The organism is Chitinophaga sp. RCC_12, assembly GCF_041360695.1.
Taxonomy (GTDB): domain Bacteria; phylum Bacteroidota; class Bacteroidia; order Chitinophagales; family Chitinophagaceae; genus Chitinophaga.
In genome coordinates, this window is sequence record NZ_JBFUPS010000008.1 from 175077 (window position 1) to 190655 (window position 15579).

Annotated in this window: 12 protein-coding genes; 7 read left to right on the forward strand and 5 right to left on the reverse strand. The window is 47.1% G+C overall.

The genetic code is table 11. The features are described 5' to 3' along the window. Positions 1 to 5 precede the first annotated feature (5 nt). From AB6805_RS22500 to AB6805_RS22510, 3 genes are read left to right on the forward strand one after another with little or no spacing between them, the layout of a single operon-like run. Positions 6 to 2318: a Gldg family protein gene (locus AB6805_RS22500; protein ID WP_370911699.1), complete on the forward strand. Its 2313-nt coding sequence runs from the start codon at positions 6 to 8 to the stop codon at positions 2316 to 2318. Between the two features lie 6 nt (positions 2319 to 2324). After that, complete coding sequence (locus AB6805_RS22505) at positions 2325 to 3659, forward strand: DNA mismatch repair protein (protein WP_370911700.1); 1335 nt, start codon at positions 2325 to 2327, stop codon at positions 3657 to 3659. Between the two features lie 15 nt (positions 3660 to 3674). After that, positions 3675 to 4994, forward strand: a complete 1320-nt coding sequence (locus AB6805_RS22510; RefSeq protein WP_370911701.1) for a DNA mismatch repair protein — start codon at positions 3675 to 3677, stop codon at positions 4992 to 4994. A 15-nt stretch (positions 4995 to 5009) separates the two neighbouring features. Here the strand turns inward: AB6805_RS22510 and AB6805_RS22515 are convergent, their stop codons facing one another. The 4 genes from AB6805_RS22515 to AB6805_RS22530 form a co-directional block, all read right to left on the reverse strand. After that, positions 5010 to 6377 carry a hypothetical protein gene (locus tag AB6805_RS22515; RefSeq protein WP_370911702.1) on the reverse strand — a complete coding sequence of 456 codons (1368 nt, stop codon included), beginning with the start codon at positions 6375 to 6377 and terminating at the stop codon, positions 5010 to 5012. Then, positions 6364 to 7347, reverse strand: coding sequence for a caspase domain-containing protein (locus AB6805_RS22520; protein WP_370911703.1), 984 nt, complete (start codon positions 7345 to 7347; stop codon positions 6364 to 6366). The genes AB6805_RS22515 and AB6805_RS22520 overlap by 14 nt, the downstream gene beginning before the upstream one ends. 3 nt (positions 7348 to 7350) lie before the next feature. Then, complete coding sequence (locus AB6805_RS22525) at positions 7351 to 8781, reverse strand: hypothetical protein (RefSeq protein ID WP_370911704.1); 1431 nt, start codon at positions 8779 to 8781, stop codon at positions 7351 to 7353. Between the two features lie 211 nt (positions 8782 to 8992). Next, positions 8993 to 9727, reverse strand: a complete 735-nt coding sequence (locus AB6805_RS22530) for an SDR family NAD(P)-dependent oxidoreductase (RefSeq protein ID WP_370911705.1) — start codon at positions 9725 to 9727, stop codon at positions 8993 to 8995. A 94-nt stretch (positions 9728 to 9821) separates the two neighbouring features. On the opposite strand from AB6805_RS22530, the gene AB6805_RS22535 reads away from it, so the two are divergent. The 3 genes from AB6805_RS22535 to AB6805_RS22545 all read left to right on the forward strand — a co-directional run bounded on the left by AB6805_RS22535 (position 9822) and on the right by AB6805_RS22545 (position 13376). After that, the gene (locus AB6805_RS22535; protein ID WP_370911706.1) at positions 9822 to 11624 is read left to right on the forward strand and encodes a serine hydrolase; all 1803 of its coding nucleotides are present in this window, start codon (positions 9822 to 9824) and stop codon (positions 11622 to 11624) included. An 86-nt stretch (positions 11625 to 11710) separates the two neighbouring features. Beyond that, positions 11711 to 12298, forward strand: coding sequence for a hypothetical protein (locus AB6805_RS22540; protein ID WP_370911707.1), 588 nt, complete (start codon positions 11711 to 11713; stop codon positions 12296 to 12298). Positions 12299 to 12602: 304 nt separating this feature from the next. Further along, on the forward strand, positions 12603 to 13376 hold the full coding sequence (locus tag AB6805_RS22545) for a LuxR C-terminal-related transcriptional regulator (protein ID WP_370911708.1): 774 nt from the start codon (positions 12603 to 12605) through the stop codon (positions 13374 to 13376). On the opposite strand, the gene AB6805_RS22550 is transcribed toward AB6805_RS22545, so the two are convergent. Next, positions 13342 to 14427: an ATP-binding protein gene (locus tag AB6805_RS22550; protein WP_370911709.1), complete on the reverse strand. Its 1086-nt coding sequence runs from the start codon at positions 14425 to 14427 to the stop codon at positions 13342 to 13344. The two genes, AB6805_RS22545 and AB6805_RS22550, sit on opposite strands and share 35 nt — an antisense overlap. A 156-nt stretch (positions 14428 to 14583) precedes the next feature. Here AB6805_RS22550 and AB6805_RS22555 point away from each other — a divergent pair, with 156 nt between their 5' ends. Further along, on the forward strand, positions 14584 to 15504 hold the full coding sequence (locus AB6805_RS22555; RefSeq protein WP_370911710.1) for a glycoside hydrolase family 43 protein: 921 nt from the start codon (positions 14584 to 14586) through the stop codon (positions 15502 to 15504). Positions 15505 to 15579: the final 75 nt, after the last annotated feature.

Consider the following 15579-nt stretch of genomic DNA (forward strand, 5'->3'; position numbering starts at 1 on the left):
ATTTAATGAAGACAATATTCAGAATTGCAAAAACAGAACTGCGGGTCCTGTTCTATTCTCCCATTGCCTGGTTTTTACTGGTTGCCTTTTTTGTTCAATGCGGTATCGCTTATTTCCTCCAGTTACAAAGCTTTGCCGGCATGCAGGAAATGGGCGGTGAGCAGTTAAGATACATGGATAGCCTCACCATCAGGATCTTTTCCGGTGATAACAGTGTTTTCAGCAACGTAATGCAGAAACTGTATCTCTACATCCCATTGCTTACCATGGGATTGATCAGCCGGGAAACCAGCAGCGGCACCATTAAGCTGCTCTATTCTTCCCCCATCAAGGTACGGGATATTGTGCTCGGTAAGTACCTGGCGATGCTCATTTACAGCCTGCTGATGGTTGCCGCCATGAGTGTTTTTATTTTTGCCGGTATGTGGCAGATTAAATCAATGGACAGCGGTATCATGTTGTCTGCCGTACTGGGGCTTTTCCTGTTACTCTGCACGTATGCTGCCATTGGGCTATTTATGTCCAGTTTAACAACTTACCAGGTGGTGGCGGCAGTATGTACTTTTGTGATGATCGGCATCCTCAGCTTCATCGGTACCATGTGGCAGGGAATCGAGTTTGTACGGGATCTCACCTATTTCCTGTCCATCCAGGGACGTACACAGAAAATGTTATTCGGTTTAATCAGCAGTAAAGACGTCATATATTTCCTCGTCATCATCTTTATGTTTATCGGGTTCACTTATTTCAAGCTGAAATCAGGTATGGAATCCAAACCATTTATGGTGAAAACAATGAGATATGTGGTAGTAGTGGTAATCGGACTGGCAATAGGGTATATTAGTTCCCGCCCTGCTTTTACTTTATATACAGATACTACGGTTCACCAGCAACAAACGCTTACCCCCAATGCCCAGCGGATTATTAAAGAGCTGGGAGATGAACCACTGGAAGTGATCACTTATAACAATGCATTGAGCAGGTATGTGTGGCTGGGCATACCCCAGGAGCGCAACAGGTTGCTGGACAATTGGGACCTGTACACCCGTTTCAAGCCGGATATCAGTTTCCGGTTTGTGCACTACTATGCAGAACCGCTGGATAATCCACAGTTCCCGTTTTCTAAGATGTATCCCAATAAAACCGTCAAAGAGGCCGCCGAACAGTCCATACGCGGGCTGGGAATGAAGGTGTCCCAATTTAAAACACCCGAAGAGATCAGGAAGATAATTGACCTGGAGCCGGAATTAAACAGGTATGTGATGCAGTTAAAGTACAAAGGCCGTTCTACTTTTCTGCGGGTATTTGACGATCAGCAGGTATGGCCGAGTGAAACAGAGGTTTCCGCCGCTTTCAAGCGTTTACTGCAGGCTAAACTCCCAAAAATTCTGTTTGTAACCGGTAACCTGGAAAGGGATATTTATAAAATAGGGGCCCGGGAATATATGACCATCACCAATACCAAAACATTCCGGTATTCATTCATTAATCAGGGCTTCGATTCAGATACTATTTCACTGGATTCACGCGATATTCCGGAAGGCATCACCGCCCTGGTACTGGCAGATCCAAAAACAACCCTTAGTCCGGCCTCACTAGCCAAACTGGAACAGTACATCGATAACGGAGGCAACCTGCTCATTGCCGGCGAGCCAGGCAAACAAACGGTGCTGAATCCTGTTTTGCAAAAGCTCGGTGTACAAATGATGGAAGGCGTGATAGCCCAGCCCAGCAAAGATCTTACACCGGATGTTGTATTGCCGGAATTAACGCCGCTGGCGGTATCTTTATCAGCCAATGTAGCCAAAACGGTGAAAGACAGCCTGAAAGTGGCGATGCCGGGCGTTACCGGTCTTACTTACAGCGGTAGTTCCTTCACTGTTGAACCATTGCTGGTTACCGACGCAAAAAAGAGCTGGTTAAGAAAAACTGCATTGGTGCTGGATTCTGCACAGATTGTATATGATGCGGCTGCCGGAGATGAGAAAAAAGCATTACCGGTGATGATCAGCATGACCCGTAAAGTGAACGGAAAAGAACAACGCATCATTGTATCCGGCGATGCCGATTTTATGAATAACACCAACCTGAACAGGTTCGATGTGGAAACCGCTAACTTCCCTTTCATCACGGCATTATTCAGCTGGCTGGATTACAAAGAGTTCCCGATTGATACGCACCGCCCGGAGGCGGAAGACAACCGGGTAAAAGTATCGCTGGATGATGTGGACCTGCTGAAGATAGTATACCTATGGGTGATGCCCGGAATCCTGATCGCCTTTGGCGCCATATTGCTGATCAGACGTAAGCGGAAATAAAACTTTATGTTATTTACTACAGATAAACAAACACTGGAAGATCTTAACATCTTTGGCAAACATGGCGGAGATTCCATCTTCCATATCTTTAACCGCTGCATCACGAGGGGTGGTGCGGCGGTACTGGATGAGATGTTCCAGTACCCGCTATCAGATGAGAAATTGATTAACCGCCGCAGTGGTATCATTCAGCATTTTGCGGCAAAAGAAACCATGTTCCCGTTTGAGAACACCCTCTTTGATGCGGCAGAACCTTATCTCGGTAATACGGATGAACGGACCAGGCTCACCACGGAAGATCATGCGGTCACCAAAAAGCTCAGCAGTTTTATTGCACCTGATGCAGATGCTGTTCAGATCCGGAAAGGAGTGGTAGCGCTTACACGGCTGATAAAAGGGCTGAACGATTTTATTCATTCACCGGCAGTAGCCGGAATGCCTTATTATAACACGGAGAAAGCTGCTATAGGTGCGCTGCTGACAGATCCCGCACTGAACCCGGTGATCACGCACGAAGGGAAAGACAAGCTGCCTGCCGCTACAATGGCTGCTTTTGACGGTATTTTCCGTTTCCGCCACCGGGACATTATTATGAAACTGCTGCGGCATATCTATTATCTCGATGTGTACATAGCGATTGCAAAGGTGGCAAAGGAACGGGGATTTGTATTCCCGGTAGCCTTACCTCCAAGCCGGTTAACGGTGACACTGGAAGGCGTGTATCACCCGCAGGTGCCCAATGCTGTTGCCAATACCATCGGGATAACACCGGAAGGCAATGTTATTTTCCTGACAGGCGCTAACATGGCCGGAAAGTCTACTTTTATGAAATCGCTGAGTATTGCGCTGTTCCTGGCGCATATGGGTTTCCCGGTGCCGGCCACCCGCATGGAATTTTCCGTGCTGGATGGCATCTATACTACTATAAACCTTCCGGATAATTTGGGAATGGGCGCCAGTCATTTCTATGCGGAGGTATTGCGTGTGAAAAAGATAGCGCATGAACTTAGTCAGGGTAAAAACCTGCTGATCGTTTTTGATGAAATGTTCCGTGGTACCAACGTAAAAGACGCTTACGAAGCCACTATTGCCATTACCAAAGCCTTTGCTACCAAACGTAACAGCCTGTTTGTAATTTCCACGCATATCATTGAGGCGGGAGAGGTATTAAAGCAAGCCTGCGACAACGTTCATTTTATTTACCTGCCTACACGTATGGATGGGAACAAACCCGTGTATACGTATAAGCTGGAAAACGGTATTACAGACGACCGCCATGGTATGATCATCATCAATAATGAGGGCATCCTGGATATGCTCCGGGCAGGTATTTCAACATGAACTAAAAGATAAAACATGAGCTTCATTGCCGATAAACAAACATTGGACGACCTGAACCTGCTGGGTAAATATAAATCGCATTCCATTTACAGTATTTTTAATAAAGTGCGCACCGCTGGCGGGGAACGGTTACTGGAATCCATGTTCCAGCATCCGCTTACCACGCCGGAAGAAATCAACCGCCGCAGCGGCACATTCCGGTATTTCCAGGAAAAGCAGCTGGAATTCCCTTTTCAGAACGGCTCCTTCCGGGCAGCGGAAAACTACCTGGGCATGGAAACCGCCGGCAACAGCGTGTCAGCGATCATTATTACCGTGAGAAAGAAGATCTGGCAGTCGTTGTTGCGGGACGACCAGTTTGACATCCTGCACAACGGGCTGCTCGCCTGCATTGCCGCATTAAACGCATTGAAAGAATTGTTGGGCCGTATGGATGATAACCAGCATCCTTTTCATGAACAGGTAAAAATGTTGCTGGGTATTTTTTCCAGCCCCCGGTTAAAGTGGCTTGCAGAAGAGAAAGGCGTAACACAGTTACCGCTGATGAAAGTGGCCCGGTACGATTTCCTGCTGCGTAACACCCTGCGAAAGGAAATGGATATCATCCTGGAAAATATTTACCTGCTGGACGTTTACATCGCAGTAAGCCAGGTGGCAAGGGAAAAGAATTTCTCCTATGCAACGGCGTTGCCGGCAGCGGATCATTTAATGCAGGTAGAAGGGCTCCGGCATCCGGGGCTGGACAGTGGCGTGCCTAATCCCGTGTCCCTTCACCGCGACCGGAACGTGATGTTCCTCACCGGCGCTAATATGGCCGGCAAGTCCACACTGATGAAATCTTTTGGTATTGCAGTGTACCTGGCGCATATGGGATTCCCGGTTGCCGCTACTGCTATGAGGTTTGCGGTAAGGGATGGTTTATATACCTCTATTAATGTACCGGATAGTTTGAGTTTGGGGTACAGTCATTTTTATGCGGAGGTAATGCGTGTAAAAAATGTAGCAGCAGAAGTGAGTCAGAGAAAGAACCTGGTAGTCATCTTCGACGAATTATTTAAAGGTACCAATGTAAAAGATGCGTACGATGCCACCCTGGCGGTAACGGAAGCCTTTTCGCAATACAGGAATTCTTTCTTTATTATCTCCACTCATATTATTGAGGTGGGGGAAACCTTAAAAAAGCGATGCGATAACCTGCAGTTTGCTTACCTGCCAACGGTGATGGAAGGAACTGTTCCCAGGTATACTTACCAGCTGGAAGCCGGCATTACTACTGACCGTCATGGTATGATGATCATAGAAAATGAAGGGATCCTGGAAATTATTATGTCTTAATAAGATAAATGTCACTCATTGCATGGGCTTCATCTTATTATAAATATCGTTGTAAGTATCAAAGTTGCGGAATACCTGGCTGGTAGGTAAATTTAATTGCTGCGCGATCGTGGAAATGCTATCTGCTCTTGTCAGCAGCTTGATGGCTTCCTTTGTCTGGTTGGTGGCAATGAGGCGGGTAACGGCCTGGATCAGCCGTTCCTGGTAGGTATTCCCTTTAACGTTAATGATGTAAGGATGTGTAATAAAGCTTCTCGTAAGCTCGTCTAAACGGTTCATGAAGCCGGTGAGGTTGCTGTAAGGTGCATCTATCTGTGAAAAATTATTCCAGTAAAGATCATATTTAACGTAATCGATTACCATATCCACCAGTAGTTCCTGCTCAAAATTAATCCCGCCATTATTTTCATTAACGGCAAACCGGGTCATCACGGCGGAAAGTACCGGCAAAAGATTATTTAATTCAAAGAGCTGTTTGTTGCCCGTCAGCAGTTCAAGATCGGGGAGCGGCAGAAATGCGTCATCTGTAAAGTCCGTACTTTCGCCGGTAGCCAGTATTTGCAGGGCGCGGACCAGTGATACCAGGAAAGGATGCTCCCGGATGATAAGGTGATCGCTGTCGGTGAGTTGCTGGAAATTTTTATAATCTTTGAACGCATACATGATTTTGTCCAGCACCAGGTATTCTTCTGCATCCCTGCTGAATGATTGTTTGTTGGAATAGAAGAAGAAGCAATTCTCCATATCCGCTTTATTGTGATAGCGGATAAAGAACTGCGTTTGATAGTGATCATATATATAGAAAGGGAAGATCCTGGGATCCTCCGTACCATTGGCTTTCAGGAAGTACAAACCATTCTCCAGTTTGCCGGAAAAGATGAACCAGCCTTCTTCATTATTGAAGCGGGTGTTATCGGCGTTGAATTCAATCAGTGTATCATTGGTACTGCTGAGGATGGAGTAGCTGGTAAGCAGGTTGACAGGAACCAGTTCCGGGAAAGTGTTTTTATCGTATTTGGCGCCAAAGAACAGGAAGCTGGGCCGGTCCGGCGTATCCGGGTTGGTGGATTGCAGGCTGGCTGCTTCGAGGTTTTTGCATAAGTAATCATGCGTGGCTTTAAAAGATAAGATGGGCGCAACGGAAGGATAGTCAAAGTCGAAGTGAAATGTTTTATCGGCATCTACAATGAGGAGGTATTCCTGGTAGTAGTCGATAAGGTTTACTTTCAGGCGGTAGATGCCTTTGTCCACAAACATGTCCAGTTCAGCAGTATACCCGGCGTAAATGATCTGCAGATCGCCGTTTACGAGTATGAGGTGCAGTCCCTCCACAGGTTGATTGAAAGCTACGGTAATATGGAATTTAACATCAGAATTGTTCATAACCCACAGTATTTTCAGAGAAGTTGATGATCGTTTTTTGTTCACCACTTACATTGTCCAGTAAAACATAATTTCCTTTTTCCAGTTTGTAGTGCCATTTCTCGCCGGTAACTACATCGGCTGTACGCAGTTTGTCGGCGTTTTTATTATAGAGGGTTACATTGGAATTGCGGTTGAAAGTAATCTCGAAGTTGTAGGCTTCTTCCAGTTTTTTTACTTCGCAGATTACGATGTTATCGCCGCCATTGTCGGTGGAGGCGCTGCCGTTCTGGATTTTGTTATATTTCAGGGCATACGTGGGAAAATTGGTTTCTATATGCTGTTTCAGGTCCAGCGCGGTAATTTTACCACTGTTGTTGATATCGGCATCGCCTTTCAGGCTTTCAATGAGAAAAGAGGTAAAGGCGCCTCTTTTCTGGTTGGAGTCGATAGATACTTCATAGCTTAATTTCCCGTAGATGGTAGAATTGCAAACCAATACCCTGGGTACGCGTTCACCCACTTTATTCTGCCAGTCGCCGATAGGAGGCAAACCTTTTATCATGGTGTCGTTTTCCCGGCAGCAGTCGAGGAACAGCAGCACTTCATCAAAGATCCCCTTGTTGATTAGCCCGGTGAGGTAATCCAGGCTGGAGATACAGTGATTAATCATTTTGGGCCAGAACCGCATGCACAGTGCCGTATTGTTAAAGGTATTGCCGATACCGTGACCAGAAAAATAGAAATAGATGCGATTGGTTTCGTTCCTGTGCGCTTTCGCATTTTCTGTAATAGCTTCTATGGCACTATCAATTTCATAGCCAATCACGATCTGGTTGCTGGCATCGGATTTCAGTAATTTGATGTTATCGGGGTTAGAAACGAGCTGCATGTCGGTCAGGAATTTTGCAAATGCCTCTGCATCGGCTACCGCCCCGGAGAGTGCCCTTTTATCATAATGGTCAATACCTATTATAATTGCATATTCCATGGTTTATATGCTTTTTAGAATAGCGGTTAAAGTGAGTGTGTCGTTATCAAAATCGCCGTGTTTAAGAGAGCTGCATCGCAGGCTTTCGTCCGCATTTTCGAGATCGGTGGAGAGGATCAGTTTATTATTGCTGATATATTGATTCAGTTTTTTTAGTTCATCGAAGTCTTCATAGCGGCCGGTTGCTTTCAGTTGTTCATGCAGCCCCATAATTTTTGCATCCACTTCTTCTTCAAACAGACCGGACACCATGTATAGCAGGGAATGGGTGTAAGCGAAAGGAATGCAATGATCCTTTTTCTCGTTGCTTTCATCCATGGTAAACATCTTAAAATGTTTAAACACGCCTTTTTCCTGCGCGGGGCTTCCTTTCTGGAGGAAGAAGTCTGTTCTGCAGGCAGGGGCGAGGAAGAAAACGTTGTTATAGGTTACGGCATTGAAATGATTGGTAGTGGCTTCCAGCAAATTGCATACGGCAATAGCGCCGGCACTGTGGCCTATGAGTTCTATATCCAGCTTTTTCCCGGCGGCCTTTCTTTTTTGCAGGTGCGTATCCAGCAGGGAGAGGAAGTGCGTACCGGCATGCAGGTTGTTGCCGGTTACGCCGCTGTTGCTGTTGAACATATTGCCGGATTTATCTTTGATCTGTTTCCAGCCCCATCCGCCGATTTTATCCAGGTACAATTTTCTGAAGGCTTCTTCCATAATAGTGGGGTAGAAGTCGTGGTGCGTTTTTTTAAAGTAGCGTTTTAATACGGCGAAGGCTATCTGCGCTACTACTTTGGCCACAAACAGCATTCCGCCCCTGGCCACTTCATCGCCTTCGGCCTGTTCATATTTGAGTTCTTCCGATCCTTCGGCGCTGACGAGCCCCTTGGCTTCTGTTTCCAGTTTAGCGTAGTAGGTGCTGTAGTTTTCATCGTCCTCATCTATTTCAAGCGGAGTGCCGCCGCGGGCGTCCAGGGACCTGTCGAGGTCTTCAAAAGGCGCGATCTTTTGTTTTTCTATGGCAATGGTTTCATCGCTGAGGTAGGTGCCTCCGCCTTTGGCATCATCCAGACCTAGTTTTTTGGCGACCAGTTTGGTGACGAATTTCACGATCTCATCGAACACACCTTTCCCCGTAAGTTCCTTCAGGTTTTTGAGGTTTTGCATCACTACTTCAGCGGGACCGGTTTCCCATACAAAGGCCACGGTATGCCTTTTTGCTGCCGCGTCGGCAAAGTGTTCTTTCATGACGGCAGCGGCTTTCAGCCCGCTTTTTTCGCTGACTAATCCCCCATGAAAATAGATCAGCAGTTTTTCGATATCTTTTTCTTCGAGGAAGCTAAAGATCTGTTCTACATCAGCCGGGGTAGTGGACAGGTGACCTGAATCGGCAAAGGTGCCATCAGCGCCTACATTTACAAAGAAGATTTTTTCAAGTGCTTCCATGATCTTTTTTTGGGGTTGATTTGAATACACGGAGAGCCCCGTCTTTAATTGAGGTTATTGGGGTATTGATTTGGAGTTACTCGTCTTCTGGGGCTTCTTTTCCTGATATCTAATATCGGTCATTTTTACAGAAATTCAAATTTATTGTACCGGGAGATGCCTGTGGCGGTTAATAGCAGTCCCTGGGTGGGCGGCTTCAGGCACCGGTGCATTAAGGCAGCCGGGCTGCCAGTCTTTCCGGCATATACTTCAGCACCTGGTAAATGATTTTCCATTTGGCGCCCGGCACAATGGCAAAACGGTTACCAGCGTTGACGATAGTCTTTGCAATAAAAGAAGGCTCCATCAGTAAATATTCGGGAAGGTTAAGCCCTGCTGTCATTTTGCTGCGGATATATCCTGCTATAATTACATTAACAATAATTTTCCTCGGGAACAGGTATTGCCGCAGTCCTGCAAGATACTGTGTGAAGGCAGCCTTGGTGCTGCCGTATACAAAGTTGCTTTTGCGCCCGCGTACGCCGGATAGCGACGATAGCCCGATAATCCTTTCCAGGTGATCGTTTCCGGGATCCGAAATAAGGAGATTAAGAATAGACAGCGCGCCGGCATAGTGCACGTTGATCATCCGGTAACTGCCTTCCCAATCCACCAGCGCCTGTTCATTGGTAACCTGGAAACCCGCGGCGTATACCACGATGTGGGGTTTAGCCGGCAGTCCGGCATAGAACCCGGCGTGATCGTTAAAAGCGGTGGCATCAAAGTAGCAGATGGTCAGTTGCCCAGCGGCTGCCTTCCTGGCTTTCATAAACGATGCGATGTCGGCGGTGCTGCGAGAAGCAGCTATAACATGATAGCCTTTTTCCAGGTATAATAATATCGCTTCTTTGGCCACATCGGAATTCGCGCCAAGAACAAGGACCGTTTTGATAGCAGGAAGAGTCATAGATCATAAAAATAGTCATTGTCCGGAGATTCGTTGCAGGCGTTTGTTAAATCCGGTTATTTACTGTAATCTTATACGGTAATAAAGTAACCCGATGACAGTACCTAGAATTAACAGGTGGATCTCCTGCCTGTGTTGTTTAATTTTTGCAGCAGTGGCCACTGCTCAAACTCCCGCCAAAAATAATAAACTTGAAAAGATAGACGCTGCGCTGACGGATATCCTGCAGGAAGCGCAGGGCGCCGGCTTTGCCGTGGCGGTGGTGGAAAAAGATAAGGTAATATTTTCAAAGGGCTTTGGTTGCCGGGATATGACCCGTAAATTACCGGTGACGGAGCACACCCGTTTTGCCATCGGCTCCTGCACCAAAGCATTTACCAGCACATTGCTCGGCGATTTGCGGAAAGAGGGGAAGGTTGATTTTGATAAACCGGCTACCACTTACCTGCCCGCACTGGATTTTTCGGATAGCTATCTCAATACCCAGGTTACTTTACGTGATATGATGTGCCACCGTACCGGCTTTTCGCGTTACGACCTTGCATGGTATCTTTTTGAAACGGATTCGCGGGACTCGCTGCTGAAACGCATCCATTATATGAAGCCCAATGCGCCTTTGCGCGCCCGTTGGCAGTACAACAACTTTATGTTTATGGTACAGGGAATGGTGGTAGAGCGGTTAACGGGGCAATCGTGGGAACAGAACATTGCCAGCCGCGTTTTTCAACCGCTGGGCATGAGGGAATCTTCTATCGGTACTATTGCCCTCACCGCTGAAGAAGAGCGCTCACACGGATATGAGTTCAGCAGGGAGAAAGGCATTAATGAAATGAAGTATCACCCTATAGTAGCAATGGGTCCCGCCGGAGCTATCAACAGCACGGTAACGGATATGTCGAAGTGGCTGATCACCTGGATCCATGGCGGGAAGTATAACGGGAAGGAAATCATCCCGGCAGACTACGTGAAAGAAGCCATTTCTTCCCAGATGGTGATTCCTGGCGGAGAACCGGATACAAAAACACCGTATATCCAGTTTGCCAATTACGGACTTGGCTGGATGCTGCTTTCTTATCGTGGTCATTACCGCGTGGAGCACGGCGGGAATATAGATGGCTTCACGGCATTGACTACCTTTTACCCAACAGATAGTATTGGCATCGTGGTGCTGAGCAATCAGAATAATTCTGCTATTCCCACTAAGGTGACCAACCTGATCACCGACCGGCTGCTGGGCATTGCAGCTGCGACCAGTCCTAAAGCTAAACCCGGTAAAAAGGACGAGGATCCCGCGCCTCACCGGGATTCAGCCTCCAGGGCGCATCCTGCTACACACCCGGTAGCGGCATTCGCCGGGGTGTTTAAGAATGATGCTTATGGTAACTTTGATATTTCTGTAAAGAGAGATTCCCTGTTTGCCACATTCCCCGACGTGACCTGGTACCTTAACCAGGAAGACTATAACATTTTCTCTCCTTACGATGCCGCAGATACGGCGATTGACGTAAAGTACAAGTCGAACATGAGAGTACAATTCCTGATGAATAACAGCGGGGATATCGACCGGCTGAGTTTTGCCTATGATCCGTCCGGCGACCCGGTTATATTTGAGCGCGTACCACAACAGGTGGTATTATCTGCCGCCTCGCTGGCGCCGTTTGTAGGCGCTTATAAAATGGCCTCCATGCCGATCCAGATCAAACTGTCGGATAAGCAGGTACTTACTATGATAGTGCCCGGGCAACCAGTGTATACGCTGGAGGCTATCGACGGTAGTACCTTCCGTATTCAGGGGCTGAAAGAGTACAAGGTGAAGTTTATCAGGGATGATAAAGACAAGGTGGTGGCGTTAACATCCATCCAGCCTAATGGCTCCTTCCGGGCGGAGAAGGAATAATGCGCTTTAAAACTTATGTTTGCTGCCGGCGTGGTTATAACACGCCGGACTACCTATATTTTTGATAAAAACAGATCCCTTACCGTATGAAAAGAATTTTCACCCTGCTGCTCTTAGTGGCAGCTATGACCACAACAACCCAATTAAAAGCACAGGACCTTGTAAAAGGAAAGCTTGATTTCCTGAAGGATGTTACAGAATTGGGCGTATCCTTCGACTACAATAAAGTAACCGTAGGAACAGAAGGCAAAGAAGCGAACTATCTCAAAAGAAAAAAAGCAGAAAAGGAAGCTAAAGAGCCGGGAACCGGCGACAAGTGGGAGGAGAGCTGGTTTGCCGACAGGAAAAAACATTATGAACCCGAATTCTCAGAGCTTTTTACCAAATACTCCGATATTAAACTTACAGCCGATTCCGCCAGTAAATATTTAATGGTGGTGCGGACAAAATTTATTGAGGTAGGCTATAACGTGGCGGTTTCTTCGCAGAAGGCGGCCGTGAACCTGGAAGTTGAAATATACGACCGGGCCGACCTGAAAAAATCTATCTGTAAAATTATGATGAATGATATGAAAGGTGGAAAGGGGCAGTTCGCTACCGGTATGCGGATTGGTGATGCATATGCCAAAGCGGGGAAAGAGCTGGGACGGATGGTGAGTAAAAAAGTAAAATAACAATTGATATCTCCAAACAGAAAAAACCGGTGCAGTTCTGTATTACTGCACCGGTCTGGGGAACATTGTATTTATTGAATGGGGCCGGGTTACCAACAATGACGTTAAGACACACTATTAAAAACTAATATTGGGGTGTTACCGAGATACCACCATTATACAAACCGTTGCCAGGTCTGCTTTTGATGGGATCTCCGGATAAAAGGCCATCAGCTATTCTTCTTGTTAATCCTCAAAGGATTGTATTACAGGGGCAAAAGTATAGTGCAGCAGCCAGTGAATCAACTGCGAAAATTCGCAGGTTATGCTATTCTTTATTATTTTTACGATCAAAAAGATGCATCCTGATAAGTTGGGGTTTGGAAGTTACTCGAAAGGATTTATAACTGATGTTCCGGCTGATCTGACCAGCCCGGAAGCTTTGCATTTTAAAAATACGATCCGCCGGTTTGCGGATGAAGCCATCTATATCTACTCGTTTAAAGAAAATAAGATGTTGTATGCTGATGGCTGGGAGGAATTGCTCGGCTATGCAGATAACGAGATCAGCATGCTCACCATTGTAAATATTACCGCACCCGAATATGCCCCTTTTTCCAATGAACTGAACGATAAAGCCCTGATGTTCCTGCACAATAAATCTATTGGTGACGAACAATACAGCTTTACCATCGAATTGAAAAAGATCCATAAAAACGGTACACCCATACCCCTGATCAGCAAAGTAGGCGTATTTACCACCGAACAGGGAAAGGTGACCAGCATCATTGGCCACTCCCAGAAAAATGAGAGCATTAAATTCGGAAACGTGATGCGCTATGCGGCATACGGCCCCGAAAAATCCGAGTTTGAGGAAGAGTTGAACAAGCAGTTGTTCCGGTATTATGCCATCTCTGAAAAAGAGAAAGACGCCCTTTCCTTAGTGGCGGAAGGTTATTCCTTCAAGGAAATTGCCGCCCGGTTCGGGGTATCGCAGTCAGCTATTGAGAAAAGGATCTTACCGATGTACAAACGTTTCGGGGTAAAAAGCCTGACTCACCTTATCAGCTTTGCATTTGCAAATCATATTCTGCCTTAGCCGCTTTATTTTTCCGTACATACCGCTCCAGGTTGAGGGAAAGCATTTTTTCCGGTTCCACACCTATGCTCTGCAACATGTTTTGCCAGGTGGCAGACAGCTTACGGTCCTGGTCGTCGTTGCCCAGCACCCAGATAACGTTGGTATCCTTTAACGCAGTTCTGTTAATGTCGTTGGTAGACGAGCCATCCACGAAACTAAGGAAGCGGTCGGACGTGATCAGGTCTTCTTTCACCGGGTTGCCGGGATTGATATCGTCTATCACCAGGATGGAGGCTTTGCGCCAGGTCCACAGCACATCGGCGGTGGAGTCATCGTCGTGTTCATAAAACATGCAGTAAAGCTTCATGGCGGAGGTATACACCGCCGAATAGTGGCGGATGGATAGTTCAGTAGCGATGGCCACGCTCAAACTCGTTTTGCCACTGTTCTTCGGCCCAAACAGGAAAAGATGCATCCCCTGTGTTTTACTGTCCAGGAAACGCCTGATCAGGTCGATATCTTCGGGGGCAATCTGTTCTGTGCTCCATTGGCTCAGCCGGAACTGAAATGGATAGCCCGGCGTTTGCAGGTACATTTTGGTAAGATACCAGTAATACGTAGGATAGAGTAGCAACGCAGCGGTTACTATTACGATGGCCCTGGCCACCATGGTATCTTTACATAAAAGGGAACAGAAAAACGCACCCAGCCAGAAAAACAACAGATCCGTGATGGTATCAAAAGCCACATTGCCCCAGGCAGGCTGAAATACGTAGGATTTTACACCGCCTTTCTTGCCAAAGGTCAAAGGCCACAGGAAGTTGATGGCCTCAAATACCAGCCAAACGGCACTGATACTCCAGGCGGCCGTAAGTGCAGCGCGCGTTTCCTCCATACGATGCCTCAGCACCAGGTATAAAATGAATGCAGGAATAAACCCCAGTGAAAAGTGACCAAACTGGTTGGCCAGCCACGTATAGGTAAGCGTAACCCCCCGGTAAGAGTCCTTACCTCCGAGGTCAGCCTTCAGCTGACGGAGCATGTTGCCGTGAGTAATCGTTTTTTTCATGAGCAGTTCGGGATAGCAGCGGTTGGATAATCGAGGGTAAATATAATAAGTTGACAGAAATAATAGACCCGCCGCCTGAAAAAAGCCTTGTTGCCAGGGTACCGGGGCTGCGAAAAACGAATCGTTGCATGTATATTTAAGGTTGATCCGTCTTTTATGAAGAAATTACTTGTTTTTATTTTTTTAGCAGGACTCCTGCATAACGCCACCGCACAGGATGCCGTATACCTGTTTGCCTATTTTAAAGACAATGGGCAGGATGGGCTGCACCTGGCGTATAGCCGGGATGGTTATACCTGGCAGGCACTGAACAACGACCAGTCTGTGCTCACGCCCACCGCCGGAGTGGATAAGCTGATGCGGGACCCCTGCATTATCCGTGGCGCCGATGGCCGGTTTCATATGGTATGGACCGTGAGCTGGAAGGAGAAAAGCATCGGCTATGCTTCATCGGCCGACCTGGTGCATTGGTCCGGGCAAAGGGATATCCCCGTGATGGCGCATGAACCGGGCGCCTTAAACTGCTGGGCGCCTGAAATTACTTACGATGCCCGGCGTAAGGAATATATGATCTATTGGGCCACCACAATCCCCGGCCGGTTCCCCGCCGGTGATTCCACCGGCGACGAAAAGTATAACCACCGGCTGTATTATGTTACCACAAAAGATTTCCAGCATTTCAGCCCGGCGAAATTATTATACGACCAGGGCTTTAATGTGATAGACGCGAGTATTGTTCCTGACCAGGGCCGGTTTATTATGTTCCTGAAAGATGAAACCAAAACACCGCCACAGAAAAATATCCGCACAACAGTCAGCAACACGTTAACCGGTGGCTATGGGAAGCCTTCTGCGCCTATTACCGGGCCTTACTGGGCAGAAGGCCCTACGGCACTGCATACCGCCGGTAAGTGGATCGTGTATTTCGATAAGTATACCCAGCACCGTTATGGTGCAGTGGAATCTACTGATCTGAAAACATGGACGGATGTATCGGACAAATTATCTATGCCGCAGGGCATCCGGCATGGTACGGTGCTGACCATTACCAGCAAGGAGTTTGAATTGCTGAAGTAAGAAGAAAATATCGCGGTGTCGGTTTTGTTCTATTTTCCGGGTAACCGCCATAGTAGCTTTGAGAAAAAATAGATC

Excerpts from the sequence above, each read along its gene's own strand:
- AB6805_RS22510 (WP_370911701.1), top strand. The coding sequence starts at position 3,675 with ATGAGCTTCATTGCCGATAAACAAACATTGGACGACCTGAACCTGCTG.
- AB6805_RS22515 (WP_370911702.1), bottom strand. The coding sequence starts at position 6,377 with ATGAACAATTCTGATGTTAAATTCCATATTACCGTAGCTTTCAATCAA.
- AB6805_RS22535 (WP_370911706.1), top strand. The coding sequence starts at position 9,822 with ATGACAGTACCTAGAATTAACAGGTGGATCTCCTGCCTGTGTTGTTTA.
- AB6805_RS22500 (WP_370911699.1), top strand. The coding sequence starts at position 6 with ATGAAGACAATATTCAGAATTGCAAAAACAGAACTGCGGGTCCTGTTC.
- AB6805_RS22555 (WP_370911710.1), top strand. The coding sequence starts at position 14,584 with ATGAAGAAATTACTTGTTTTTATTTTTTTAGCAGGACTCCTGCATAAC.
- AB6805_RS22530 (WP_370911705.1), bottom strand. The coding sequence starts at position 9,727 with ATGACTCTTCCTGCTATCAAAACGGTCCTTGTTCTTGGCGCGAATTCC.
- AB6805_RS22505 (WP_370911700.1), top strand. The coding sequence starts at position 2,325 with ATGTTATTTACTACAGATAAACAAACACTGGAAGATCTTAACATCTTT.
- AB6805_RS22550 (WP_370911709.1), bottom strand. The coding sequence starts at position 14,427 with ATGAAAAAAACGATTACTCACGGCAACATGCTCCGTCAGCTGAAGGCT.
- AB6805_RS22545 (WP_370911708.1), top strand. The coding sequence starts at position 12,603 with ATGCTATTCTTTATTATTTTTACGATCAAAAAGATGCATCCTGATAAG.
- AB6805_RS22525 (WP_370911704.1), bottom strand. The coding sequence starts at position 8,781 with ATGGAAGCACTTGAAAAAATCTTCTTTGTAAATGTAGGCGCTGATGGC.
- AB6805_RS22520 (WP_370911703.1), bottom strand. The coding sequence starts at position 7,347 with ATGGAATATGCAATTATAATAGGTATTGACCATTATGATAAAAGGGCA.
- AB6805_RS22540 (WP_370911707.1), top strand. The coding sequence starts at position 11,711 with ATGAAAAGAATTTTCACCCTGCTGCTCTTAGTGGCAGCTATGACCACA.